The organism is Flavobacterium sp. W22_SRS_FP1 (assembly GCF_052113685.1).
Classification (GTDB): domain Bacteria; phylum Bacteroidota; class Bacteroidia; order Flavobacteriales; family Flavobacteriaceae; genus Flavobacterium.
The window spans coordinates 33,690-59,086 of sequence record NZ_JBGQOE010000020.1; the positions used below are offsets into that span (position 1 = coordinate 33,690).

General features: G+C 33.8%; 21 protein-coding genes. 16 read left to right on the forward strand and 5 right to left on the reverse strand.

All coding sequences use genetic code 11. From position 1 onward, the window contains the following. Nucleotides 1-4: 4 nt before the first annotated feature. Genes ACEN2H_RS11610 through ACEN2H_RS11620 form a run of 3 tightly spaced genes read left to right on the forward strand, consistent with a single transcriptional unit; the run spans nucleotide 5 to nucleotide 3,962 of the window. The gene (locus ACEN2H_RS11610; protein WP_441732538.1) at nucleotides 5-820 is read left to right on the forward strand and encodes an SDR family oxidoreductase; all 816 of its coding nucleotides are present in this window, start codon (nucleotides 5-7) and stop codon (nucleotides 818-820) included. A 49-nt stretch (nucleotides 821-869) separates the two neighbouring features. Next, nucleotides 870-2,315, forward strand: a complete 1,446-nt coding sequence (locus ACEN2H_RS11615) for a tagaturonate reductase (RefSeq protein WP_441732540.1) — start codon at nucleotides 870-872, stop codon at nucleotides 2,313-2,315. Nucleotides 2,316-2,345: 30 nt separating this feature from the next. Continuing rightward, nucleotides 2,346-3,962, forward strand: coding sequence for a UxaA family hydrolase (locus tag ACEN2H_RS11620; protein WP_441732542.1), 1,617 nt, complete (start codon nucleotides 2,346-2,348; stop codon nucleotides 3,960-3,962). Nucleotides 3,963-4,019: 57 nt separating this feature from the next. Here the strand turns inward: ACEN2H_RS11620 and ACEN2H_RS11625 are convergent, their stop codons facing one another. After that, nucleotides 4,020-5,048, reverse strand: a complete 1,029-nt coding sequence (locus tag ACEN2H_RS11625) for a LacI family DNA-binding transcriptional regulator (RefSeq protein ID WP_441732544.1) — start codon at nucleotides 5,046-5,048, stop codon at nucleotides 4,020-4,022. Between the two features lie 332 nt (nucleotides 5,049-5,380). Between ACEN2H_RS11625 and ACEN2H_RS11630 the strand changes: the two genes are divergently transcribed. The 12 genes from ACEN2H_RS11630 to ACEN2H_RS11685 all read left to right on the forward strand — a co-directional run bounded on the left by ACEN2H_RS11630 (nucleotide 5,381) and on the right by ACEN2H_RS11685 (nucleotide 21,905). Then, nucleotides 5,381-6,820 (forward strand): glycoside hydrolase family 28 protein, encoded by a 1,440-nt coding sequence (locus ACEN2H_RS11630; RefSeq protein WP_441732546.1) that lies wholly within the window; start codon nucleotides 5,381-5,383, stop codon nucleotides 6,818-6,820. A 28-nt stretch (nucleotides 6,821-6,848) separates the two neighbouring features. After that, on the forward strand, nucleotides 6,849-9,947 hold the full coding sequence (locus tag ACEN2H_RS11635) for a SusC/RagA family TonB-linked outer membrane protein (RefSeq protein ID WP_441732548.1): 3,099 nt from the start codon (nucleotides 6,849-6,851) through the stop codon (nucleotides 9,945-9,947). A 12-nt stretch (nucleotides 9,948-9,959) separates the two neighbouring features. Further along, nucleotides 9,960-11,588, forward strand: a complete 1,629-nt coding sequence (locus tag ACEN2H_RS11640; protein WP_441732550.1) for a RagB/SusD family nutrient uptake outer membrane protein — start codon at nucleotides 9,960-9,962, stop codon at nucleotides 11,586-11,588. A gap of 85 nt (nucleotides 11,589-11,673) precedes the next feature. Beyond that, complete coding sequence (locus tag ACEN2H_RS11645) at nucleotides 11,674-12,636, forward strand: alpha/beta hydrolase fold domain-containing protein (protein ID WP_441732552.1); 963 nt, start codon at nucleotides 11,674-11,676, stop codon at nucleotides 12,634-12,636. Nucleotides 12,637-12,659: 23 nt separating this feature from the next. Further along, the gene (locus tag ACEN2H_RS11650) at nucleotides 12,660-13,628 is read left to right on the forward strand and encodes a DUF4861 family protein (RefSeq protein WP_441732554.1); all 969 of its coding nucleotides are present in this window, start codon (nucleotides 12,660-12,662) and stop codon (nucleotides 13,626-13,628) included. A gap of 3 nt (nucleotides 13,629-13,631) precedes the next feature. Continuing rightward, a complete protein-coding gene (locus ACEN2H_RS11655; RefSeq protein ID WP_441732556.1) occupies nucleotides 13,632-14,852 on the forward strand; it encodes a glycoside hydrolase family 88/105 protein in 1,221 nt (406 codons plus the stop codon). 38 nt (nucleotides 14,853-14,890) lie between these two features. Continuing rightward, nucleotides 14,891-16,105, forward strand: a complete 1,215-nt coding sequence (locus ACEN2H_RS11660) for a glycoside hydrolase family 88/105 protein (protein WP_441732558.1) — start codon at nucleotides 14,891-14,893, stop codon at nucleotides 16,103-16,105. 15 nt (nucleotides 16,106-16,120) lie between these two features. Continuing rightward, entirely contained in the window at nucleotides 16,121-17,743 is a 1,623-nt protein-coding gene (locus ACEN2H_RS11665; protein WP_441732560.1) for a glycoside hydrolase family 43 protein, read from the forward strand. Between the two features lie 11 nt (nucleotides 17,744-17,754). Continuing rightward, nucleotides 17,755-18,858, forward strand: coding sequence for a pectate lyase (pelA, locus tag ACEN2H_RS11670; protein WP_441732562.1), 1,104 nt, complete (start codon nucleotides 17,755-17,757; stop codon nucleotides 18,856-18,858). Next, nucleotides 18,813-19,790, forward strand: a complete 978-nt coding sequence (locus ACEN2H_RS11675) for a pectinesterase family protein (RefSeq protein WP_441732564.1) — start codon at nucleotides 18,813-18,815, stop codon at nucleotides 19,788-19,790. The genes pelA and ACEN2H_RS11675 overlap by 46 nt, the downstream gene beginning before the upstream one ends. 4 nt (nucleotides 19,791-19,794) lie before the next feature. Then, the gene (locus ACEN2H_RS11680; RefSeq protein WP_441732566.1) at nucleotides 19,795-21,144 is read left to right on the forward strand and encodes a glycoside hydrolase family 28 protein; all 1,350 of its coding nucleotides are present in this window, start codon (nucleotides 19,795-19,797) and stop codon (nucleotides 21,142-21,144) included. A gap of 26 nt (nucleotides 21,145-21,170) precedes the next feature. Beyond that, entirely contained in the window at nucleotides 21,171-21,905 is a 735-nt protein-coding gene (locus ACEN2H_RS11685) for a rhamnogalacturonan acetylesterase (RefSeq protein WP_441732567.1), read from the forward strand. A 182-nt stretch (nucleotides 21,906-22,087) separates the two neighbouring features. Here the strand turns inward: ACEN2H_RS11685 and ACEN2H_RS11690 are convergent, their stop codons facing one another. Next, on the reverse strand, nucleotides 22,088-22,765 hold the full coding sequence (locus ACEN2H_RS11690; RefSeq protein ID WP_441732569.1) for a hypothetical protein: 678 nt from the start codon (nucleotides 22,763-22,765) through the stop codon (nucleotides 22,088-22,090). An 80-nt stretch (nucleotides 22,766-22,845) separates the two neighbouring features. Next, nucleotides 22,846-23,145 (reverse strand): DUF6922 domain-containing protein, encoded by a 300-nt coding sequence (locus ACEN2H_RS11695; RefSeq protein ID WP_441732571.1) that lies wholly within the window; start codon nucleotides 23,143-23,145, stop codon nucleotides 22,846-22,848. Nucleotides 23,146-23,520: 375 nt separating this feature from the next. Between ACEN2H_RS11695 and ACEN2H_RS11700 the strand changes: the two genes are divergently transcribed. Then, nucleotides 23,521-24,144, forward strand: a complete 624-nt coding sequence (locus ACEN2H_RS11700) for an SOS response-associated peptidase (protein WP_441732573.1) — start codon at nucleotides 23,521-23,523, stop codon at nucleotides 24,142-24,144. Between the two features lie 90 nt (nucleotides 24,145-24,234). Here the strand turns inward: ACEN2H_RS11700 and ACEN2H_RS11705 are convergent, their stop codons facing one another. Both ACEN2H_RS11705 and ACEN2H_RS11710 read right to left on the reverse strand, forming a co-directional pair. Further along, complete coding sequence (locus ACEN2H_RS11705) at nucleotides 24,235-24,477, reverse strand: hypothetical protein (RefSeq protein ID WP_441732574.1); 243 nt, start codon at nucleotides 24,475-24,477, stop codon at nucleotides 24,235-24,237. Continuing rightward, on the reverse strand, nucleotides 24,474-25,160 hold the full coding sequence (locus tag ACEN2H_RS11710) for an HNH endonuclease (protein ID WP_441732576.1): 687 nt from the start codon (nucleotides 25,158-25,160) through the stop codon (nucleotides 24,474-24,476). Before ACEN2H_RS11710 ends, ACEN2H_RS11705 begins: the two co-directional genes overlap by 4 nt. Nucleotides 25,161-25,397: the final 237 nt, after the last annotated feature.

Here is a 25,397-nt window from a genome sequence, read left to right on the forward strand (position 1 = left end):
GATTTTGGGAAACAATTTATCATTAGTGGGAAAGTCCATCGTAATTACTGGAGGTACTGGTATTATTGGAGATTCTTTTATCAACAGTGTCTTTAAAGCAGGTGGTGCAATTGGAATTTTAGGACGGAATGAAAAAATTGCTACCGAACGTGCGAATAGAATAGTTGAGCAAGGCGGAAAAGCGATTCCGTTGATTGCAGATGTAACAAATGAAGAACAGCTAATAGCCGCAAGAGAAAAAATGTCAGATGCTTTTGGTAAAATTGACGGATTGGTAAATGCTGCAGGAGGAAATATTCCAGAAGCAGTAGTGCAACCTAATCAAGATCTTTTTAAGCTGAATATGTCGGCCATTCAAGAAGCAATGAATCTGAATTTGTTTGGATCAATATTGCCAACACAAGTTTTTGGAGAAGCAATAAAAAATAATGGCTCTGGTAGTATCGTAAATATTTCTTCAGTAACGGCTCATCTTGCTGTTACTAAAGTGTTGGGATACAGCTTAGGTAAAGCAGCAATTGATTGTTATACGCAGTGGTTTGCAGTGGAACTAGCAAAACGGTTTGGAGATAAAATTAGAATGAATTCTATAGTTCCCGGATTTGTTTTGACAGAACAAAATAAAACACTCTTAACAAATGAAGACGGCAGCTTGACTGAAAGAGGAAATTTAATAATCAATAAAACCCCTTTTAATCGCTTTGGGACAGCACAAGAACTCGAAGGCGCATTAGTGTGGTTACTAAGTGACGATTCTAAGTTTGTTACCGGTTCAAAAATCACTGTTGACGGAGGCTTCTCTGTTTATAGTGGTGTTTAAATATCGGCAAATTCATCAAAAATAAAAGTACATTTTATATCCATATATAATGAAAAAATTAAATAGAATAAATACAGGTTTAGAGGAATTGCAGCCTATTAAAGTAGTGCAATTTGGAGAAGGGAATTTTTTAAGAGCATTTATTGATTATGCTTTTCAAGAACTAAATGAAAAAGTTGATTTTAATGCTGGAATTGCAGTAGTACAGCCTATTGAAAACGGAATGGTCAATATGCTAAACGACCAGGATGGCCTGTATACTTTGTTTATGAAAGGCTTGACAAAAGGACAAGAGGTTCAAGAGAAAACATTAATTTCAAATTTGGTTTCAGGAATCAATCCGTATACTAATTTCAATGATTATTTGGCTTTAGCCAAAGAGGATGAATTGGCATTTATTATTTCGAATACAACAGAATCCGGTATTGCTTATGTAAGTACCGATACTCCTACTATGCAACCACCAAGTTCTTATCCAGCAAAATTGACGGTGCTTTTGCATGAAAGATTCAAATATTTTAATGGAGATGCAGCAAAAGGCTTGGCGATAATTCCTTGTGAATTAATCAATAATAACGCTGATACTTTAAAAGAAATTATATTAAAATACAGTGAGGATTGGAATTTGGGAGCTGATTTCAAAAATTGGATCCAAGAAAACAATTCGTTTCACAATACGCTTGTTGATAGAATTGTTCCAGGATATCCAAGAGCCGAAATAGATGCTTACAATAAAGAATTAGATTATGTAGATAATTTAATTGTTACTGCCGAGACCTTTTTCCTGTGGGTTATTGAAGGAGGAGAAGATTTGAAAGCTAAATTGCCATTTCATAAAACAAATCTTGATGTAAAAATTGTTGCAGATATGCAGCCGTATAGAACAAGAAAAGTAAGAATCTTAAATGGAGCGCACACTGCGATGGTTCCTTTTTCATTAATGTATGGAAATGAAACTGTAAAAGAAACAGTAGATAATGCATTCACAGGTAAATTTATCAATCAAGCTATTTTTGATGAAATCAATGAAACAATTGAAATGGACAAAGCAGAATTAGATCTTTTTGCTGCCGATGTTTTAGATCGTTTTAGAAACCCGTTTATCAAACATAATTTATCTAGTATCGCTTTGAATTCTATTTCGAAATTTAAAGTAAGGGTGTTACCAAGTGTTTTAGAGTACATCTCAAAATATGATAAAGTACCAACGAACTTGACTTTTGCATTTGCCTGTTTGATTCGTTTTTACAAAGGAACTTGGAAAGAAACATCTTTACCGGTAGATGACAGCAAAGAAATAACAAACGTTTTTCAAGAAATTTGGGCATCGAATGACACTGCAAAAGTAGTAGGTCAAACCTTATCAAATACTGAATTCTGGGGAGAAGATTTAACAAAGGTAAAAGGTTTATCAGAGGCGTTAGTTTTGGCTTTGAACGAGATTGAAGCAAATGGAATTGAGCAAGGTTTTGTTCATTTCCTTAAAAAAGTTTAGTATTAGTCACCAATTATAGTTTTTATAATTATGCAAAAAAAATTAATAAAAGTAAATCCATCGGACAATGTTGCGGTGGCATTAGTAAATCTCACTCAAGGGGAAGAGATACAATTTGAAGGAGAATTGATAAAAGTGCTTTCTGATGTAAAAATGAAGCATAAAATTGCGATGACTACCTTAGAAATAGGAGATCGTATTATCATGTATGGCGTTTTAGTGGGTAAGGCAAGTGAACGCATTGAAAAAGGTGGCCTACTATCAACTCTAAATGTTAAACATGAAAGCGATAAAGTTACTGGAAAAACTGAAGCAATTGGTTGGACCGTACCTAACGTAGATAAATGGAAAGATAGGACTTTTCAAGGATATCATAGAGAAGATGGACAAGTTGGAACCGAAAATGTTTGGTTGTTTTTTCCATTGGTTTTTTGTGAAAACAGAAATATCGAAATCTTAAAAGATATTTTCGAAAAGGAATTAATGAAACCGAAAGAGAACGACTATCAATTGTTACTTCGTTCATTAGTAAGTGGAGAGAATGGTTCAACAGAAGCAGCTGCAAAATCTGCGGAAGCTGATTTATTCAAAAATATAGAAGTAAAATTCATCACGCATCAAGGTGGTTGTGGAGGGATTCGTCAGGATTCGCATAGTTTAGCTAAGTTATTAGCTGGATATGTAAATAATCCTAATGTAGCGGGAGCAACGGTATTAAGTTTGGGTTGTCAGAATTTACAGATTCAGATATTTAAAGATGCTTTAAACGAAATCAACCCTAATAGTAAAAAGCCTGTTTTGATTTATGATCAACAACAAATAGGAACTATTGAGGCAATGTTAAGTAGTGTTGTAAAAGATACTTTTGAGGCAATCAAAAAAGCAAATGCGTTGGAAAGAGCTCCAGCGCCATTATCGAAATTAACGATAGGTTTAGAATGTGGAGGTTCAGATGGATTTTCGGGAATTTCAGCTAACCCAACATTAGGAGTAACTTCGGATATGTTAACTGCATTAGGAGGAACAACGATACTTTCAGAATTCCCTGAATTGTGCGGTGTTGAACAAGAATTAGTAAACCGTTGCAATGAGGATGAGGATGGAGTTCGATTTCTTGAATTGATGAAATGGTACGAAAAAACAGTTGTTGATGCAGGATCGGGCTTTGATATGAATCCGTCTCCAGGTAACATTAAGGACGGTTTGATTACTGATGCTATGAAATCAGCAGGTGCAGCCAAAAAAGGCGGTACTTCCCCAATTGTTGGTGTTTCAGACTATGGCGAATATATTTCAAAACCAGGTTTAAACTTGCTATGTACTCCAGGCAACGATGTGGAATGTACAACAGCCATGGTAGGTTCTGGTGCGAATATGGTTTTGTTTACAACAGGTTTAGGAACTCCTACGGGAAATCCAATTGCACCAGTTGTAAAAATTTCGTCCAATTCTGAACTAGCTAAAAAAATGTCAGATATTATTGATATTGACACCGGTGGAATTATTACAGGTGAAAAATCAATAGATGAAATGGCTGATGAAATGCTAGAATTTATTATTAACGTGGCAAGTGGTACAATAAAGACGAAAGCTGCTATTTTAAATCAGAATGATTTCATTCCTTGGAAGAGAGGCGTTTCGTTATAATTTTTTTTGGTTTTGTTTAAATTCTAAAGCGTGAAAGGTTGTTCTTTCACGCTTTTTTTATACATCTTTTCTAGATGATGATTTTCTAACATGTAGAATTGGGTTTAAGACAATCTTCTTTTCCATTTTGAAGTTTTCAATATGGTTTATTTGCTCCAAAAATACCTTAGCTACCATGTTTCCCATTTCAAGAGGCGATTGGTCAACCGTAGAAATGGAAAGCTCCATGAATTTAGTAAAAGGCTCATTACCGAAGCCTACTACACAAAAATCTTGTGGAATTTTTATACCATTTGCTTTAAGTTCCTGTATAGCGCCTAATGCAGCAAAATCACTAGCGGAAAATATAGCGTCTGGGGCGGGGCTTAACGCTAATAACTTAGTGGTTGCAATAGCACCATCCTCTAGGCTACTTTTAGATCGAATAACATAACTTTCGTTAAATTCAATGCTATTATCAAGTAATGCTTGTTGATATCCTTTAAAACGGTTTTCGTAAATTTCTAAAGCTTGATCACCACTCAAATGTGCTATTCGTTTGCAGCCTTGATCAATGAGGTGTTTTGTAGCGATGTAACCCCCGTTAAAATCATCAATTGTTACAGAGCTAACCCCATCAATATTTTTTTTTCGGTCAAAAAATATTAGAGGTACTTTTTTATTTAGTACACTTTTGATAATTTTTTCATTATTTTTAGAGACATTAGTGACGGAGATCATTATGCCATCCACTTGTGCATCAAGTAATGTAGTTATGTTCTCAATTTCTCTATTTTCATCTTCATGAGTTTGACAGATAATAACGTTGTATTTATTGGTATGTAATTCCTCTTCAATTCCTCTTATTATTGTTCCAAAAAAGTTAGTGTTGATACGTGGTACAATTACACCTATGTTTCCGCTTTTGCCACTTTTAAGAGCTAACGCAAGTCGGTTTTGTTTGTAATTCATTTTAGCCGCTGTTTCTTGAACCAGTTTGCATGTACTTTCGCTTATTTTTGGATTATTATTTAATGCTCTAGATACTGTTGCAGCCGATATTTTGAGTTTTTTTGCAATGTCGTAAATCGTTGTTTTTTCACTCATATTTGTACATTCATTTTTAAAGTTAGTAAAATTAATGTTTTTTTCTGGTTAAATAAATTTTTATGCTATCGATTACCTAAAAAAATCATAAAGGTCTTTAAGTAGATTTCAGATCTCCGTATTATTCCTAAATGTAGATAAATTCGTATTTATTTTTACAATTAATATAAAAATAAAGATTAAATTTTATACTAATAGCATTTTAATGTTTTTTTTTTTGTTTTTATGGTAATTAATATTTATGTTTGTGTAATCGATTGCATAGTATTAATTTGCTCTGATCAAATAGAGAAATTTATAACGTGCAAAATTGAGGTTACAAATTTATCCATATGAAAAAAAAATATATTTTATTGGCGATTACTATGTTATTTATTTCTTGCAAGGGAAGTCAGCAAATGGAAGTTGCAGGAAAGCAATGGCGTATTATGGACAGCATTGTTAAGGGTATTGAAGTTCCTTTTTTTAATGATAAAACATATAGTATTCTTGATTTTGGAGCGTTAGCTGATGAAAAGGTCGATAATACAATAGCTATAAATAAAGCTATTTTAACTTGTTCTATTGAAGGTGGAGGAACAGTATTAATTCCTATGGGGAAGTACTTAACTGGACCAATAAATTTGCAGAATAATGTTAATTTACATTTAGAAGAGGGTGCTGAAATTTTATTCAGTACAAATCCGTTAGATTATCCAATTGTTCACACCTCGTACGAAGGTACGGAACTAATGAATTATTCCCCTTTAATTTATGCGTATAAAAAGTCGAATATTGCTGTAACAGGAAAAGGAGTCTTAAACGGACAGGCGTCAAATGAAAACTGGTGGTTGTGGAGTGGAAGCGAAACCTATGGATGGTCTAAAGGGATGCCTAACCAAAAAGACCCATTGAATTTATTTCGTTTAATGGATATGGCTGAAGAGGGTGTTTCTGTTTCTGAAAGAGTTTTTGGAGAAGGACATTATTTAAGGCCAACTTTTGTTGATTTCTTTGAATGTACAAATGTATTATTGAAAGAAGTAAAAATTATAAATGCTCCATTTTGGGTTATTCACCCTATGAAATCATCCAACGTTACGATTGACGGTGTAACCGTACAAAGTCATGGACCTAATAATGATGGTTGTGATCCGGAATATTCTAAAAACGTTATTATTAAGAACTGCACCTTTAATACTGGAGATGATTGTATTGCTATAAAATCAGGGAGAAATGCTGATGGTAGACGTGTGGCTATGCCAAGTGAAAATATTATTGTGCAAAATTGTAAGATGATTGATGGGCATGGAGGTGTGGTAATTGGCAGTGAAATTTCAGCAGGAGTAAAAAATGTTTTTGTTGAAAATTGTATTATGGATAGTCCTAATCTTGAAAGGGCAATTAGAATAAAAACGAATTCAAAAAGAGGTGGACTTATTGAAAATATCTATGTAAGAAACTTAGAAGTAGGACAAGTAAAAGAAGCCGTATTAAAAATTAATATGTTTTATGGAATATACGGAAACCAAGAAGGTGATTTTATTCCTCAAGTACGAAATGTATTTCTTGAGAACATAAAAGTTAAAGACGGAGGCAAGTATGGGATATTGGCAAAAGGATATAAAGAATCACCAATAGCAAATGTAATTTTGGACAATGTAGTGATTGAGAAGGTAGAGAAACCGTATTCAATTGAAAACTTAGAAGGGCTTAAACTAATTGAAACCTATATCAATGGTTGCCTAATAGAGAATATCCCCTTAGATCAAAAAAAATACATCAATAAATAACTAATTAAACCACTAAATTATTAAAACTATGATTATTAAAAAACTATTTAAAAAGGGCACGAATTGGTGCTTTGCTTTTGTTCTCATTTTGACCGTATTTATGGGAAATGAGGCTAGTGCCCAAAAAGGGAATACTATAACAGGAACGGTAAAGGATGCATCAGGTAATACATTGCCAGGTGTTAATATTATTGAAAAAGGAACGGTCAATACCGTTAGTACTGATATTGATGGAAAGTTTGCTTTGAAGTTAACTACGGAAAAGGCAGTTTTGAGCATCAGTTATATTAGTTTTACAACGCAGAATATTAATGTAGCTGGGTCTAAAAACATTACTATTGTACTTAAATCAGAGTCAGAATCGCTACAAGAAGTTGTAGTTGTAGGTTATGGTAGTGTCAAAAAAACAGATCTTACAGGTGCTGTAAGTAGTTTAGGTGCTGCAGATATAACTCAAAGAAATGCAACAAATCCATTGGAAGCAATCCAAGGAAATATTGCCGGTGTCCAAATCACATCAAATACAGGACGTATTGGTGATGGGTACAATGTTACTATCAGAGGGTCTAACTCATTGAATGGTTCAAGTCCATTATTCATTGTTGATGGAGTACCAACAGATGGGATAGACTTTTTAAATCCGCAAGATATTGCAAGAATTGATGTATTAAAAGATGCTTCTTCAGCGGCGATATATGGATCTAGGGGAGCGAGTGGAGTTGTAATAGTAACTACTAAAAGTGGTGCTACTGCTAAATCTGGGATTTCGGTATCATTAGAATCTTCTTTTGGTACTAAGGAAGTTGCACGATTACCAAAAATGATGAGTGGCGAAAAATGGTGGTATTACCATCAATCAGCTTACTTAAGCAAAACGCCTTTAAACGACACTCCAGAAGTAAATGCTTCCTCAGCTGGCAACGGAAGTGGATTGTTAGCCTCCAGAGCTGCTTCTGGATATACTTTTAATTGGTATGATGCAGTACTTGATAACGGGATAACACAAAATAATTATGTAAATATTTCTGGAAGATCAGAAAATGGAATCGGATATAATCTAGGTTTTGGAGTACAGAATGAAACTGGAAATATTGATAAAGAAGGTCTTAATAAATATTCATTTAAAGCGGGCGTAAATCATAAAATCAACGATAAGTTCGCTACGGGTGCAAATATAACGGTTAGTCATGTTGACGAGAAATTGGGTAGTGATTTAGCTATGCAAGAAGCCTTTCGATTAAACCCTCTTACCTCACCTTGGGCAATTGACGCAGATGGGAACGAAATAATAGGTGAATTATTTTTTCAACCAGGTAAGTTAACTTATCCTAATGGGACTTCAGCTATAAATAAAACAAGTACCCTAAATCCCTTGTTAGAGATTGCTAACTCTACTCAAGAGAGAAAAAAATGGAAAACAGTTGGTAGTATCTTTTTAGAATACAAACCTATAACATGGCTTTCATTTAAAACAACTTATTCTGCAGGTATTGCAGATTACAGAACAGGAGAAGCTTACGGTATTGAAACTAATCTAGGTCAATCTCGAGGTAAATCTATTTCATCATCAATGTCTAATTATAATAATTTTAATTATACTTGGGATAATCAGTTTAATATTAACTATACACTAAATAAGGATCATGTATTCAGTTTCTTAGGGCTGCAAAGTTTATATTCAAACAGAACAGAAACTTCTTATCTTTTTTCATCCTCTCAGCCTTTTGACACTGGATTTTATAATGTAGGTGCAGGAGCTCAGTCAACTTTCAACGTTGGTTCAAGTTTTGAGAAAAACACGTTAAGTTCATATGCCGCGCGTATCAATTATTCATACATGGATAAATATTTGGTAACAGCTTCAAATAGATGGGATGGGTCTTCAGTGCTATCTGATGGAAATAAATGGGAGTTTTTTCCTTCTGTTGCATTAGCTTGGAAATTAAATAAAGAATCTTTTTTAGAAAACAGTTCTACTATTTCGGATTTAAAATTAAGAGCAAGTATTGGGTACACAGGAAATGATACTGTGGATCCGTATTCTACTTTGAATGGATTAAACCAACAGACGTACTATGATTTTAATTCAACAGCTGCAAATGGTTGGTTGGCAAATTCATTAGCTAATAAGGAATTGTCTTGGGAAAAAACTAGAGAATTAAATTTTGGTTTTGACTTTGGCTTTTTTAACAATAGAATAACCGGTAGCGTAGATCTTTATGACAGATTATCTGATAATTTAATATTTGCGCAAGCACTTCCTAGAGAATCAGGATGGGCTACAACTTTTTCAAATGTTGGCTCTGTTAGTAATAAAGGATTCGAAGCTCTGATAACCACTAAGAACATAAGAACAAAGAATGTTTCTTGGGAGACTACTTTTACCTTTACTAAAAACACAAATAAGTTAGTGTCGCTATATGATCAAAAAGAAGTTGATGATATTGGAAATAACTTGTTTATTGGAGAAAATATACATTCGCTTTATAACTATGTTTTTGATGGAATTTGGCAAGCGGATCAAGCTACTGAAGCGGCTGTATATAATCAAAAACCTGGTGAAGCTAGACCAAAAGATTTAGATAATAATGGTAAAATTGACGCTGATGATAGAACAATTGTTGGAAATACAGACCCTAAATGGTCAGGAAGTTTAAATTCTAAATTGACTGTGGGTAATTTTGATTTTAATGTTTCAGTTATAACAAATCAAGGTGTCACAGTTCTAAGTAGATTTCATGATAATTTTGCTGATACAGCTGATAGAGGGCGTCAAAAATTAGACTTAGCTGATTGGTATGTTCCAGAGAATGGTGCGGGTATCCAAGAAATGACATCTAATACAAGTCCACGTCCTAGATATGAAGGAGCGTACTGGGGTAGTAATTTTGCTTTTTATAAAGATGCCTCTTTTGTAAAAGTTAAAAATATATCGCTAGGATATAGTTTAGACTCTGACTTAATCAAAAAATTAAAAATAAGTAATTTTAGAATTTATGCTAATGTTCTAGATCCATTTGTAATAACAAATTATGAAGGGTATGACCCAGAATGGGCTGCTGCAGGATTAGGTGTGGGACGTACAGCATCTATTACGTATCAATTGGGATTAAGTGTTAAATTTTAATAAAGAAATAAGATGAAAAAAATAATATTAATATTAGGAGTAATTGTAACGACTTTTAGCTCTTGTAGTAGTTATATTGAGGAAGAAAATCTATCAAATGTTACCGCTGAAAGTTTTTATGTTACAAAAGATGGTTTTAAAGCATTAGTAAATTCTAATTATTCTCAACTAAGGGAGATCTATGGTGGGGAACCTTGGTTATTTTGTGCAGGTACTGATTTGTATGCAAAAGGGAGAGGAATCGAACCAGTTGGGCTAAGTCAATATACGGGATTAATTCCTTCTTCTGAAGGAGTAGATCAATTGTATAACTCTTGTTATCAAGCTATTCAAACAGCAAACATGGCTTTGCATTTTTCAACTATTACTGAGGAAACTTCAGATATCAGTGCTATAGTCGGTGAATTAAAGTTTTTGAGAGCTAATGCTTATTTCTTATTGGTGCAAACATATGGAGGAGTTTCAATCGTTACTGAATATATTTCATCTCCAGTTTTGTCTTTTGAAAGAAATTCAGCAGAAGAGGTGTACGTTCAAATCATAACTGATTTAGAAGCCGCACTTACTAGCGTAGGTTCTGGCGCATATAATGGAAAAGTAAACAAAAGAGCCGTTCAAGATTTGCTGGCTAAAGTATATTTGACTAGAGGATATGAAACTTTTGCAAGCGCAAGTGATTTTGCAACTGCTGCCAGTTATGCTGACGCTGCAATTGGAGGTCAATTATTAAGTCTTGCTAGTGATCAATTGTTTAAACCAGGGAATGATAACAATGCTGAAACTATTTTTTCAGTTCAATATGATAAAGGTTCTGTTAGTATAGATCCTTTAAATTTAGGAAATCAGCAATTTTATTATTTTAGTTCTTATTTAGGAGGTACTGAAGTTGCTGGCAAAATGCCAAATAGGAGTTATACTTTATGCCCAACAGACTTTGCATTAAGTTTATTTACTAAAGACGATAAGCGTTGGGGTGCTACCTTTATGACTGAAATATATGAATCATATTATGATTACTATAGAGTTGCGGATCATAGTAAATTAAAGGTTTTGGATTTTTATGAGCCACAATGGTTTACCGCTTTGGATAAAGCAAATTACTTAGCTACAGCTAATCTTTCAGCAAGTTTTGAATATCATCCTTGGGGAGAATATTCAGCGGATCATTCAGTAATTAATTCTTTTGATTACAGTACGATTCCAGTACGAAAATTTGACGATCCTTTGACTACAACTCCTTTTAGTGCCGGTAAAGTAAGTACAAGAGATGTTATCTTGTCTCGTTTAGGAGAAACCTACTTAATCGCTGCAGAAGCTTATTTACAAACTACTCCCGCAACTGGTTTAGATCGCTTAAATGAAGTCAGAAAAAGAGCAGGTGTTACTGCTGCAACTCTTGGTGATTTTGATATTGATTATATATTAGATGAAAGGGGAAGAGAATTATTAGGTGAATACCACCGTTGGTTTGATTTAAAACGTACGGGTAAATTAGTTGAAAGAGCTGCTGCTCATAATTACTTAATTGAAACTAGTAATTTTGCCGGGGCAAATGGAGCACTTAAGATTTTAAGACCAATACCACAAGGAGCTTTAGACTTAAATCAAAATAAAGATTTCGCTCAAAATCCAGGATATTAATATAATAGAGTTGAGTTTTTTTTGAGTTTAGTTTAATGAGGAGCTTGGTCAGTAGCCAAGCTCCTTTTTTTTTTGAATAATAATTATGCTAAAAATAGGATTAAAAAACGCATGTTGGCTTTTGTTTTTTTGTATGAATGTAATTTCATCACAAAGTAAATTTAATATAGATACATCCTATACCGTAAATAGCACTTTTAATAAAGAGAAATTTAAATTTCCCTTTATTAAATTTGTAATAAAACAGAAGCATCAAGAAGTAGATGAGTTTAAGGATGTTATTTATAGAAAAGTAGGATCAAGGGAATTGCATTTAGATGCTTTTTATAAGAAATCCAATAATATAAAGCCTGGGGTAATAATGATTCATGGCGGAGGCTGGAAATCTGGGAATAAATCACATATGGAGCCAATGGCAATTGAGATTGCTTCAAAAGGATATTCATGTTTTGCAGTTGAATATAGATTGTCTCCAGAAGCAAAATATCCAGCAGCTATATTTGACGTTAAAAGTGCTATCCAATTTATTAAAGATAACGCTGCTAAATTTAATGTAGATACGACTAGAGTCGCTATTTTAGGCTGTTCCTCAGGCGGACAAATGGCAGCTTTAGTTGGAACTACTAATGGTAATAAAAGTTTTGAGGAAGGAAAAAGTTCGCATAAATCATCTACAAATGTACAAGCGGTAGTCGATATGGATGGTATCTTGGCATTCAAGCATCCAGAATCAGAAGAAGGAAAAGTTGCCGCATTATGGTTAGGAGGTAGCTATGAAGAAAAACCCGAAATATGGAATCAAGCTTCGGCTCTTTATCATGTTGATGAAAATACTCCTCCAATTTTGTTTGTCAATAGTGATATTCCTCGTTTTCATGCAGGAAGAGATGATATGATTGTAAAATTGAATGAATTTGGAATCTATAGTAAAATAAAAAACATTCATAATTCACCACATTCCTTTTGGTTTTTCGATCCCTGGTTTGAAGAAATGGTGGAAAGTGCAACTGATTTTTTAGATAAAATTTTTAAAGTTAAAAACGAATAAGTAATTTTCAAATCAACATAAAAATGAAAATAGTAAAAATTGTATCGGTCATCGTTTTAGGTTGGATAGCATCATCGTGCAAAGCACAAGAAAAGCAACAAATTACAACGTCAAAAACCTATTCAGAGATTTCTGTTAAAGAAGGAGGTAATTGGGAGGGTAGAAAATACATTGGTGGAGCATTCAAGAATGTTCAGAAGCTTAAGTTGGCTCCGGAACATACAGATCATTCTTTTGATATACGTTATGAAGGACCAGGTTGGGAAAGTAATAAAATTGGATACCGTCTGTATTTAGATTGGAGAAATGCAATTGATATTTTTGGTAAGAAAACAGAAGAAATTATTTTATCAAAAATTGGACAGGACGGTTTTGATTCTTATCATGAAATGAGTGATTGGGGTGCTGATATACTAAAGGCGGGCAAAGGAATCGGAATTGGGTCGATTGATCGTTATCTTAATAATGAAAGACTTCATTTTTATGAAGTGGATTCCACAATTGCTAAGGTCGAAAACAACGCCTATAACTCTAGTGTTACGGTGAATTATTATGGTTGGAAAACAGCTTCTGATAAAATTGATTTTACTTCTGAGCTTACTATTAAACCGAATCAACGTTATACGCGACACACTATTCATCCGTCAAAAGCAATTGAAGGAATTTGTACTGGAATTGTAAAACAAAAAAACACTCAATTGCTTAAAAATGAAAGTAAAAATAAAAAATGGGCTTATATTGCTACTTATGGTTCTCAATCTTTAGTTCCAGATCAACTAGGAATGGCTATTTTTTATGAAGTTAGTACAATCGAATATTTAGTAGATGCAGAATTTGATCATCTTTTAATTTTTAAGCCTAGAATATCTCCTACTTCATTTTATTTTTTGGGAGCTTGGGAGCAGGAGAAAGGTGGTATCAAATCTCAAACGGAATTCGTTGAATATTTGAATGGAAAACTAGCAGATTTAAACAAAAAAAATAAACTTTAGTTTATGAATAACTTAAAAAATATTTTTATTTGGGTTGGCTTTATATTGTTTTTCAATACAAACTTTAATGCACAAAATAAAGTACAAAAAGAAGAATGTAATAAGGAAAATATCATTCCAATTAATTTAAAATGGTCGGAACGTATGGCGTTGTCGATAATTAAAAGACATCCACAAGCTTGGCAAATTGATAATCATTTAGAGCCAAAATGGGATTATAAAATAGGAATGATTTTAACAGCTTATGAAAAGTTAGAAGTCATAACCAATAATCCAAAATATTCCGATTATATAAAAAATTATGCTGATGAATTGATAGATAATTCAGGGTCTTTTCAAAATTTCAATACTCAAGATCATAATATTGATTTTATAAACGCGGGGAAAATACTGTTTAATCTATATGATAAAACAAAGGAGCATAAGTATCTTACCGCATTAAAAACTTTAAGAAGACAGTTTGAAGATCATCCTAGAACTGCATCGGGTGGATTTTGGCATAAAAAAATATATCCAAACCAAATGTGGTTGGACGGCTTGTATATGGGAGAGCCTTTTTATGCAAGGTATACTTCTGAATTTGAAGGAGGAGATAAGTTAAACGATGTTGCACTTCAGTTTGAATTACTACATGATCACACATTTGATGAAAAGACAACTTTGTATTTTCATGCTTGGGATGAAAGCAAACAGATTCCATGGGCTGATAAAAGGTTGGGAACAGCACCTCATGTTTGGTTAAGAGCACTTGGTTGGTACGCGATGTCTCTAGTGGATGTTTTGGATTATTTTCCAAAGGACCATCCTAAACAAAAAGAATTAGTAGTTTATTTAAAGGAGCTAGCCTCTGCCGTAGGTAAATACCAAGACGAATCAGGATCATGGTATCAAGTTCCTAATTTGCAAACCAGGAAGGGTAATTATCTTGAAGCTTCTGGCTCATCTATGTTGGTATATGCTTTAGCAAAAGGTGTTCATAAGGGTTACTTATCACCTGATTATGAAAAGATGGCAGAAAAAGGTTTTAAAGGTTTAGTAAGTAACTTTATCAAAGTAGATGACAGCGGTGAACTACATATCACTCAGGTTTGTGGAAGTGCTGGTCTTGGCGGGAACCCATATCGAGATGGCTCATTTGAGTATTATATGAGTGAAAAAATAAAAGCGGATAATTCTCACGGATTAGGTTCTTTTCTACTCGCAGCAATAGAACTAGATAAATGAGGATTTCATACAGAACAGTAAAATTAAAATATAATAGCATGATGACAATAAAACGGATTAATTATCTAGTAACAGTAGCAATATTCTATTTATTATTGCTTCTAAGTTGTAAAGGTTTTTCTCAAAAGGATAATGGTAGTGAAATTTCAACTGACTTAAAATGGTCAGAACGTATGGCACTTACACTAATGAAAAATCATACCGAGTCGTATATGATTGATGATTCAAAAGTACCCCATTGGGATTATGTACACGGTCTTGTTTTAACCTCTTTTGAAGAGCTTTACAAACAAACAAAAAATCCTCTTTATTATAATTATATCAAGAGTTATGCAGATATTTTGATTGATGAAAAAGGAACTATAGCGACCTACAAAATTCAAAATTACAATATTGATATGGTAGTAGCGGGTCGTTTACTTTTTAATTTGTATGAGCAAACTAAAGAGCCTCGTTATTTAATTGCGATGCAAACGCTTAGAAAACAATTAGAAGAACAACCAAGAACAAAAAGTGGTGGTTTCTGGCACAAAAAAGTATATCCAAACCAAATGTGGTTAGACGGATTGTATATGGGAGAACCATTCTATGCGCAATACACAACTACGTTTGAGAATGGAAAAAATTTGGATGATATAGCCCATCAATTCGAATTAATTCAATTGCACGCAACCGATAAAAAAACAGGCTTATTGTACCATGGATGGGATGAAAGCAAACAAATGGCTTGGGCCAATTCACAAACGGGAACATCTCCCAATTTTTGGTCAAGATCCATTGGCTGGTATGCTATGGCTTTAGTAGATGTTCTGGATTATTTTCCTAAAGAACACCCAAAACGAAAAGAATTGGTTGGGTATTTGAATGCTGTGGCAGAGAGCTTAGTTAAATTCCAAGATAAATCGGGATTGTGGTATCAGGTTACTGATCAAGGAAATAGAGAAGGTAATTATTTGGAAGCATCGGGAAGCGCTATGTTTGCTTATGCTTTTGCAAAAGGAGCAAACAAAGGCTATTTACCAGCAAAATATAAGGCAATAGCTAATAAAGCTTTTGATGGTTTGACAGAAAAGTTAATAATAGTAAGTGTAGATGGTGAAGTTGCCATCACCCAAGCTTGTGCAGTTGCTGGACTAGGAGGAAATCCTTATAGAGACGGTTCTTACGAATATTATGTAAATGAACGAAAACAAGACAACGATCCTAAAGCTACTGGGCCTTTTATATTAGCGGCTTTAGAATTAAACAGATAATTTAAAAAAGATAGCATGAGATTTTTGAAAGTCATTGTATTATTATTTTTGGGTAGTCACTTTGTGATGGCTCAAGGAAATAATAAGAGTAGCATTTCAAAAGTATGGGTTGCTGATAACGGAGATGGAACCTATAAAAACCCCATTTTAGATGCTGATTATTCTGATCCGGATGTAATACGAGTTGGAGATGATTATTATATGACTTCTTCCTCTTTTAATTGTATTCCAGGTTTGCCAATTCTTCATTCGAAAGATATGGTCAACTGGGAGTTGGTTAATTATGCAATGCAAAAGCAATCTCCCTTAGATGTCTATGATAAACCAGGGCATGGGAATGGAGTTTGGGCACCTTGCATAAGATTTCATCATAATGAATTCTATATATATTATCCTGACCCAGATTATGGAATTTATATGGTTAAAGCTAAAGATCCTAAAAAGGTCTGGTCCGAACCAATTTTAGTAAAGGAAGGGAAAGGATTAATCGATCCTTCACCTTTATGGGATGACGATGGGCAAGTTTATTTGGCTTATGCATTCGCAGGAAGTAGAGCAGGTATCAAAAGTCTTCTAGCGATTTGTAGTATGAATGCAGCGGGAACTGTAGCTAATAATGATGATACTATTATTATTGATGGCCACGAAGATGAGTCAACTATTGAAGGCCCTAAATTATACAAACGTAACGGATATTATTATGTTTTTGCACCAGCAGGAGGTGTACCTACAGGAGGGCAAACGGTATTAAGAGCTAAAAGTATTTACGGTCCATATGAAAAAAGAAAAGTACTAGACCAAGGTAAAACGGCAATCAACGGTCCGCATCAAGGGGCTTGGGTACAAACACAAACAGGTGAAGACTGGTTTTTTCATTTTCAAGATAAAGGGGCTTATGGTAGGGTTGTTCATTTGCAACCCATGAGATGGGTGAACAATTGGCCGGTTATTGGAAATGATAAAGATGGAGATGGAATAGGGGAGCCGGTTATGGCTTATAAAAAACCCAATGTTGGAAAATCGCATCCAATAGTAACACCTCCTGATTCAGATGAGTTTAATTTGCCAAAATTAGGTTTGCAATGGCAGTGGCATGCCAATCCACAAGTATATTGGGCTTTTCCTTCTACTATGGGTTATTATGCGATGTATTGCCAAGCTATGCCAAATGAAGCAACCAACTTATTTGGTGCTAGTAATTTATTGTTACAAAAATTTCCTGCAGAGGAATTTACAGCAACAACCAAAATGACTTTCAATGCTCGTTTTGATGAAGAAGAAACGGGACTTCTGATTATGGGCTTAGATTATAGCTATTTAAAAGTAAAAAAATCAAATGGTTCTCTTTATCTCTCTCAAATTATCTGTAAGAATGCAGATAAAAAAGGCTTAGAAACAGAGAATGGTAAATACAAATTAGAAAGCAATAGTTTTTATCTGCGGGTAAAAGTAAGCAAGGGTGGAACATGTGATTTTTATTATAGTGGCGACGGAGAAAAATTCAAATCTATTGGTTTTAGTTTTGCAGCTAGAGAAGGAAAATGGATTGGTGCAAAAATAGGTTTTTTGGCACTTCGAAATGGAGTGACAAATGACGCAGGGAATGTTTTAATAGACTGGTTTAGAGTTACTAATTAATATTAAATAAAATGAAAAAATTTCAAAAATGGAGCGTTGTGCTACTTGTTTTTTTAGCAGTTAATACATTTGCTCAAGTGCTTGATAAATCATGGAAAAGTATTACTGAAATGCCTGAAGGGAACTGGTTTGTTTCTGCGGAAGCTAAAGTTATTGCCGAAAATGTGTTGCTTTACCAGCGCAATATTGGTGGTTGGCCAAAGAACATTCAAATGCAAAAACCACTTTCAGATGAAGAGAAAAAGGAACTATTGGCGCTAAAAAGTGATATGCATAATATCACTACAGATAATGGCGCAACCTATCAAGAAATGGTTTTTTTGTCAAAAATGTACAGACAAGTTCCTGACGAAAGGTATAAAAGTGCTTTTCTAGCTGGATTAGATTATATATTAGAAGCGCAATACGATAATGGAGGTTGGCCACAATTTTATCCATTAAAAAAAGGCTACTATACGCACATTACCTATAATGACGACTCGATGGTCAACATATTAAACGTACTTGAAGAGATTAAAGATAAAACGGATTATTTTTCGATAAAGGCTTCAGATGAAACGATTAAAAAAATTGAATTAGCGTTCAGTAAAGGGATTGACTGTATCATAAAAACACAATACAAACAAAACGGAGTCTTAACCAGTTGGTGTGCGCAACACGATGAAAATACGCTTTTACCAGCGAAAGCACGTGCTTATGAACTGCCTTCATTGAGCGGAAAAGAATCGGCTAAAATAGTTTTGTTATTAATGTCGCTTGACAATCCCTCTAAAGAAGTAATTACTGCAGTAAATAGTGCAGTTGCGTGGTTTGAACAAGTGAAAATAAATAGCCTACGAGAAGATCGAATATTGAATGCAGAAGGTAAAATAATTGACAAGAAAATGATACCAGATGTCAATGCACCTGCAATATGGGCGCGCTTCATGGAACTGGATGACAATAAACCATTCTTCTCTGATAGAGATGGTATCAAGAAATATGCACTATCTGAAATTGGTGAAGAACGGAGAAACGGTTACGCTTGGTATACAAATGAGCCAAAAGAGGTTTTGAAAGCATACGATAAGTGGAAAAAAAAAATCTCATCGGGAAGGATCGGTCTGAAAAATTAGAAACTAAAACGCCAAAAGACGACTTTAATATTATTGTTGCTCAAGATGGAAGTGGCGATTTTACCAAAATTCAAGATGCTATAAATGCTGCAAAAGCTTTTCCAGATGATAGAATTATCATCTTTGTGAAAAATGGGGTTTACTATGAGAAGGTTAAAATTTATTCTTGGAACCCAAAAATCACATTGATTGGTGAAAGTCGTGAGAAAACCATAATTACGTATGATGATTATTTTAATAAAATTAATATCGGTAGAAACAGCACTTTTCATACTTATACTGTTTTAGTGGAAGGCAATGATTTTTTTGCTAAAAACTTAACGATTCAAAATTCATCTGGCGAGGTGGGACAAGCAGTAGCGTTGAATGTAAATGCGAATCGTATTGTTTTTAGTAATTGTTCTTTTTTAGGCAATCAAGATACACTTTACACTTCTGGAGAAGGAACTAAAAACTATTTTAAAGACTGTTATATTGAAGGGACCACTGATTTTATTTTTGGAGACGCGACTGTTTTATTCGAAGACTGTATTGTTAAGAGTAAAAAGAACTCTTATATAACAGCAGCTTCAACTCCAGAAAATACTGCTTTTGGTTATGTGTTTAAAAACTGCAAGTTGATAGCAGATGAGAGTACCGATGCTGTTTATCTAGGAAGACCTTGGCGTATTTATGCTAAAACTGTTTTTATCAATTGCGATATTGGGAAACATATAAAATCCGAAGGATGGCATAATTGGTCAAAACCAGAAGCAGAAAAAACAGCGTTTTACGCAGAATATAAATGTTCAGGAGAAGGATTTCAGCCTGATAAAAGAGTTTCGTGGTCACATCAATTACGAAAATCGGAAGAGAAAAAATATACAATTGAAAATATTTTGGGTGTTGAATTTTCCAAAATAATAAAAGAAATGTATTTAAAATACAACTAGAATTATGAAATATAGACTTCTCATTTTACTGCTTATTTCCTTAAACTGTTTTGCTCAAAATAATAGTTTTACATCTGATAAAGTTAATACAATTATCAAACGCATTCAGTTGCCTCAAATTCCTTCGTTCAAAATTGAAGTAACAAAGCTTGGCGCCAAAGGTGATTCTATAACTAATTGCAAAGCTGCTTTTGATGAGGCAATGGTACTTTGCAAAAAAAATAACGGTGGAACCATAATTGTTCCAAAAGGGATTTATACGCTAAACGGTCCCATTCATTTCGTGAGCAACGTAAGATTACATTTAGAAGATGGAGCAAAAATCCGTTTTGGTTCTAATACAAAAGATTATCCCCTAGTTTTAACAAGTTGGGAAGGAACAATGCTCTATAATTATAGTCCAATGATTTACGGCAATAAGGTCGAGAATGTGGCCATCACCGGAAACGGAATAATTGATGGAGAAGCCAAAAATACCTGGATAAAATGGAAGCCGCTTGAAAAGAAAGACCAACTTTTAAGTAGAGCAATGAATCATAAAAACATTCCAGTAAAGGAGCGAATTTTTGGTGAAGGTCATTATTTAAGACCCCAATTGATTCAGTTTGTCAATTCTAAAAATATTCTTATTGAAAACATTCAAATAGAAGATTCTCCTTTTTGGTGTGTCCATTTGCTAAAAAGCAAAAGTATAACTATCCGAGGAGTAAAATACAATGCCCATAACAATAACAACGATGGTATTGATCCTGAATATTCTAGCGATATACTAATTGAAAATATTTTGTTTGACAATGCTGATGACAATATTGCCATTAAAGCAGGTAGAGATAATGAAGGACGCAATAATTCGGAAACACCTTCAGAAAATATTGTAATTCGAAATTGTGAATTCAAAGGTTTGCATGCTATTGTTATAGGAAGTGAAATGTCAGCTGGAGTCAAAAATGTTTTTGTTGAAAACAGCAAATTCAGTGGGTATTTAAAAAGAGGTATTTTTATTAAAACAAATTCTGATCGGGGAGGTTATATTAAAGATATTTATTTTAATAATTTGGCATTCGGAAAAGTAGAAGATTGCATTTATATCACCGCTAATTATCACGGAGAAGGCAGTGGATTGTTTCCTTCAAAAGTTTCCGATATTTCTTTTACCAACATTAGCTGTATTGAAGCTAGTAATACGGGAATCGTTATTGAAGGATTCCCTGATGAAAAAGTAAAAAATATCAAACTCGACCATATAACAATACAGTCTGCAAAAAATGGAATGACAGTTAATAACACCGAAAATGTAATGATAAATGAAGTTGTAATTGGTGAAAAGGCTACAATTCCTACCTCTGCAAAGTAAATTAATTTAGAAAAAAATATGAAAGTATGAAGAATATTCCCTTCCTTTTACTACTAATTTCACTAAACTGTTTTGCCCAAAAAACAAGGATTTATTTAATCGGTGATTCTACTATGGCCAATAAAGTTAAAGCTATTGAAAATCCAGAACATGGTTGGGGACAAGTATTAGGCTCTTTTTTTAATGATGATATTACGATCGTTAATAAAGCTGTAAACGGACGAAGTACGCGTAGTTTTATAAATGAAAAACGTTGGGATTCGATTTATAAGATTTTAAAACCAGGCGATTATGTTTTTATACAATTTGGCCATAATGACGAAAAAATTGCAGATTCCACTCGATATACAAATCCGCATACTGCTTATCGCTATAATTTAATTCGGTTTGTAAATGAGGCTAGAGCCAAAGGTGCGATTCCTGTTTTATTTTCCTCTATAGTTCGCAGAAATTTTAATGAGCAAGGTGTTTTAGTTCCCACTCATGGCGATTATCCCATGGAAACTCGATTGGTTGCTCAGGAATATAATGTACCCTTTATAGATTTAGAGTATTATTCTGAATTATTAGAAACCGCTTATGGCCCAGAGCAGTCAAAAAAACTACACCTGCATTACAAGCCTGGCGAAATAGGGTATTATCCTCAGGGAAAAGAGGATAATACCCATCTATCTGAGCAAGGAGCTACTGAAATAGCTAAGATTGTAGTTGAAGAATTAAAAAGTACTATTCTCGTTTTAGCAAGATATATAAAAAACTAAATTTTTTATTTAAATTTTAACCTAATTAGTTCCCAAATGAAAGAAAATATTGGGCGATTTTATTGTGGAAAATCAAAATGATTTTCCACATTCCTCAGCTGAGTTGTCGCGGATTTTTAACGTGTATGTTTTTTTGAAATTCCTTTTTCCTTTGAGGACTATGCAAATAAGTGTTTAAATGATCACTTTATTCTGACACCTGTTGGAGTAGGAAAATCTTTGCCAAGATAATTGTATAGTTCTCTTACTTTAGAACGCCAATTTAATCTAAATAATTGCCATGGTTTACTGCTTTCTAATACTTCTATTCTATCGCTTGAGTGTGATGGTCTGTTCTGTTTTGAAATTTTTACACTATCGAATTCTAAAAGTAATTCAGGTTTGTCGATTGGATTTATTTCGTTATCTAAATCAAAAATTGTCCTATGCTCCGATTGGTTGAATTTTTCTGATTTGATTTTGAATTGATTGAATAATTCTATTAAAGGCATTTCATCAGTTATATAGTCTAAATTGTAAATGTCTTTCTTAGCAAAACGATTTGAAGCACTCATTAATTTGAATAAACCAATGTCTGTTTTATGAATTACTCGAATACCATCAAATACTTCTGGAATAAATAAGCATTTCATATTTTGCAAAAACTCCACTTTTATAACTTGATCTTCTTTTGAAATAAACATTTTTAAAAATAGAAATTGTTCGTCAAGTTCTGTATTTAGGAGCATTGTATTAACTTGCTTCTTACCGTAAACGCTTTCAACTTCTTCTATAATTTGGTCAAAACCAATTCTTCCAATGATTACAGGAGCGATAAAATCGATGTCAATTGATATGCGATGGTTGTATCTTAAAGCCAAATTTGTACCAAGACCTAATGCAAATTGCGAGATGCTTGATAAATTTCGTAACTCTCAGATAGTTTGTTTTAGAATAGGACTTACTGCACTGATACTTGCTTGAAACGTGCAAAAGTGGGTACTTTGTATCTTTTTGCTACCATTGCACAAACTTCGTTGCTAATACGCTCTTTTTTAATTTTGAGGTATTTAAGAATTAGTGTTTTGTAATAATACTGTTCTAGTTTAACAATATCTGTTGCAAAAGTTTCTTGGTTTGTGGCATACAAAGCTCTTGGGATTATAATATCCTTATCTCTGGAGAGGCTAAGTTTACTATGGTCCATATCCCAAAATAAGTGTTTAGGGAAAATTGTTGCTACGTTTACTGATTGTTTCACGATACAACATTAGTGATTTTTTTTAATAACATTCGTTAATAAATGTTAAACAGATGTTCAAAAGAGAATGACCCGTATTAAATTACTAAATCATTCGTTGAAATTAGATTGCATTTTGATCACTTGGGATGCCGTGTAGAAAACACAACGAATGTACTTTAATGTAAATTTGGCACTCGTCATAAACGATTCTTTAGTTTATACTTAATTAAAAACACTAAATTTATTCAAAGGAAAGCAGAGGTGAAGTTTCAGACGAGCTTTTATAAAGAACAATCTAGTGCATTAGTCCAACAGATATAATTAAAGCTAAGTTCCACAGCTATTTCTTAAATTTATCTTTGAAGATTTTCCCAAAATTCAACTGCAATAAATATGTGTTATTATACTCAGCAACATGCCTCGATCAAAGAGGTTACTAAACGATTTAAAGCAACTGTCGATGATCCAGATGCTTTTTTAGTATCAGATATGATTAATGGGTTTGCTCACTTGAACACACCCATCATAGTTGATAAAAGACCTGATATAATATCTACTAATTACAGTTGGGGACTCATACCTTCATGGGCTAGGAATAAGGATTTTAGAAAAAACACTTTGAATGCGAGAATTGAAACCATTGAGGAAAAGGCTTCATTCAAAAACGCGGTTAATAACCGATGCTTAATTATTGCTACTGCCTATTACGAATGGCGCTGGATCGACCCGAAAGGAAAGCTAAAGGAGAAATACCAAATTAACTCACAGGATGCTGAAATATTTGCTTTCGCAGGTCTTTACAGTACTTGGAAAGACATTCAAACAGGAGAGCCACTAAACAGCTATACCATCCTAACAACAGAGGCCAACGATACGATGAAATATGTTCACAACATGAAACAAAGGATGCCTGTGATGTTAAAAAAAGCCGATGAAATAGCGTGGCTAGACCAATCTAATCCAATTAATGACTTTGCTTTCCCCTACCAAGCCAATTTGATAGCCCTTAAGGTATAATTATTACTAATTTCTTAGCGTGCGAGAAGGGTAAATAATTAGAGGAAATAGACCACCCGAAAGGATTCGTGCGGCAGCGGGGGTTTTTCTTTAAAACCAAAGATTCCACAGGTAAATAACCGCTGTAGGCAAGGACAGGAATAGCAAAAAACTTAGCATACAGCCTGTTGATGTTTTATTATACACCTTGTTGTAGACAAATTTTTTGGGGTTGGTTACCCATCCATAGCCTCGAGGTGCTTTTAAGCCTAATTTATTTTTAACGATTCTTTTTACAGAGGTTCTTGCCGCAATTTTTTTGCTAATTGAAGGCATTCTAAATCCAAATTTCATAGGCTTGTTTTAAGGTTGTTAAATTGCAATCGGTGTCTGTCTAAATAGTTTGGATTGAGAGAATTGAATTTTAGGATTTTTTCCTTGCCTGTTAGACCAATCTTTTGATAGGCTTGACTTTCAATTGTATCTGATAAAATGATTTTTCCATTGTTTTCAAAACTGATTAAATGTTGGTCAAAGAGTGCGTCATAAGTTGGAGACAATAGGATTCCATTATTCACATCTAGTCTTTCATTGTCATTAGAATCTGACCAAGGAACAATATGAGAAGCGATTAGGATATTAAGATTGTTAAATCCTGTGACTGCACACTTGTATTCCCAACGGTATACAATTCGTTTTCTATAAGCACCTTGGCCAACCCGAGAGGTTACTAAACCAATTCTTTCTGTTGAAATTGGTAAATTGATTTCATACAAAACTGGTGGTTCTGCCAATAGTAATGGCTGATGGAATAAGGAAGGCTGAATGGGCAGAAAAGCTCCTTTTCTTTGAAAGAAAAATTTAATCCCTATTCGATTAGTACCACTAGTATCTTTGGTTTCAAAATAATCTACATCATAGAATTCTAATTCACTTTTAAATCGTACCAAACCTTTTGATTCACTTTCGAATAAAAACACTCGTTTGCCATTTTTAAGATGGTCTTTTAAAGCTAAATTACCTCTGGTGAATTTCATGTCTCCAGACTGTCCTTCGCCTGTATAGGTGAATATATCCGGATTATCCCAGCCATCTTGGTAGCCATGCTGAGTACCTGATTTCCCCGAAAAAATAAAAATATAATTATGAGTAGAAGAAGGACAGATACCACTTTGCCAATTACCTTTGTATTTAGCATGCTGAATTCAAGTTACTAATGCAACTTTTTGGTTAAACATATAATTTGGTGTTTCAAAATTAAATCTTTTTCTCGG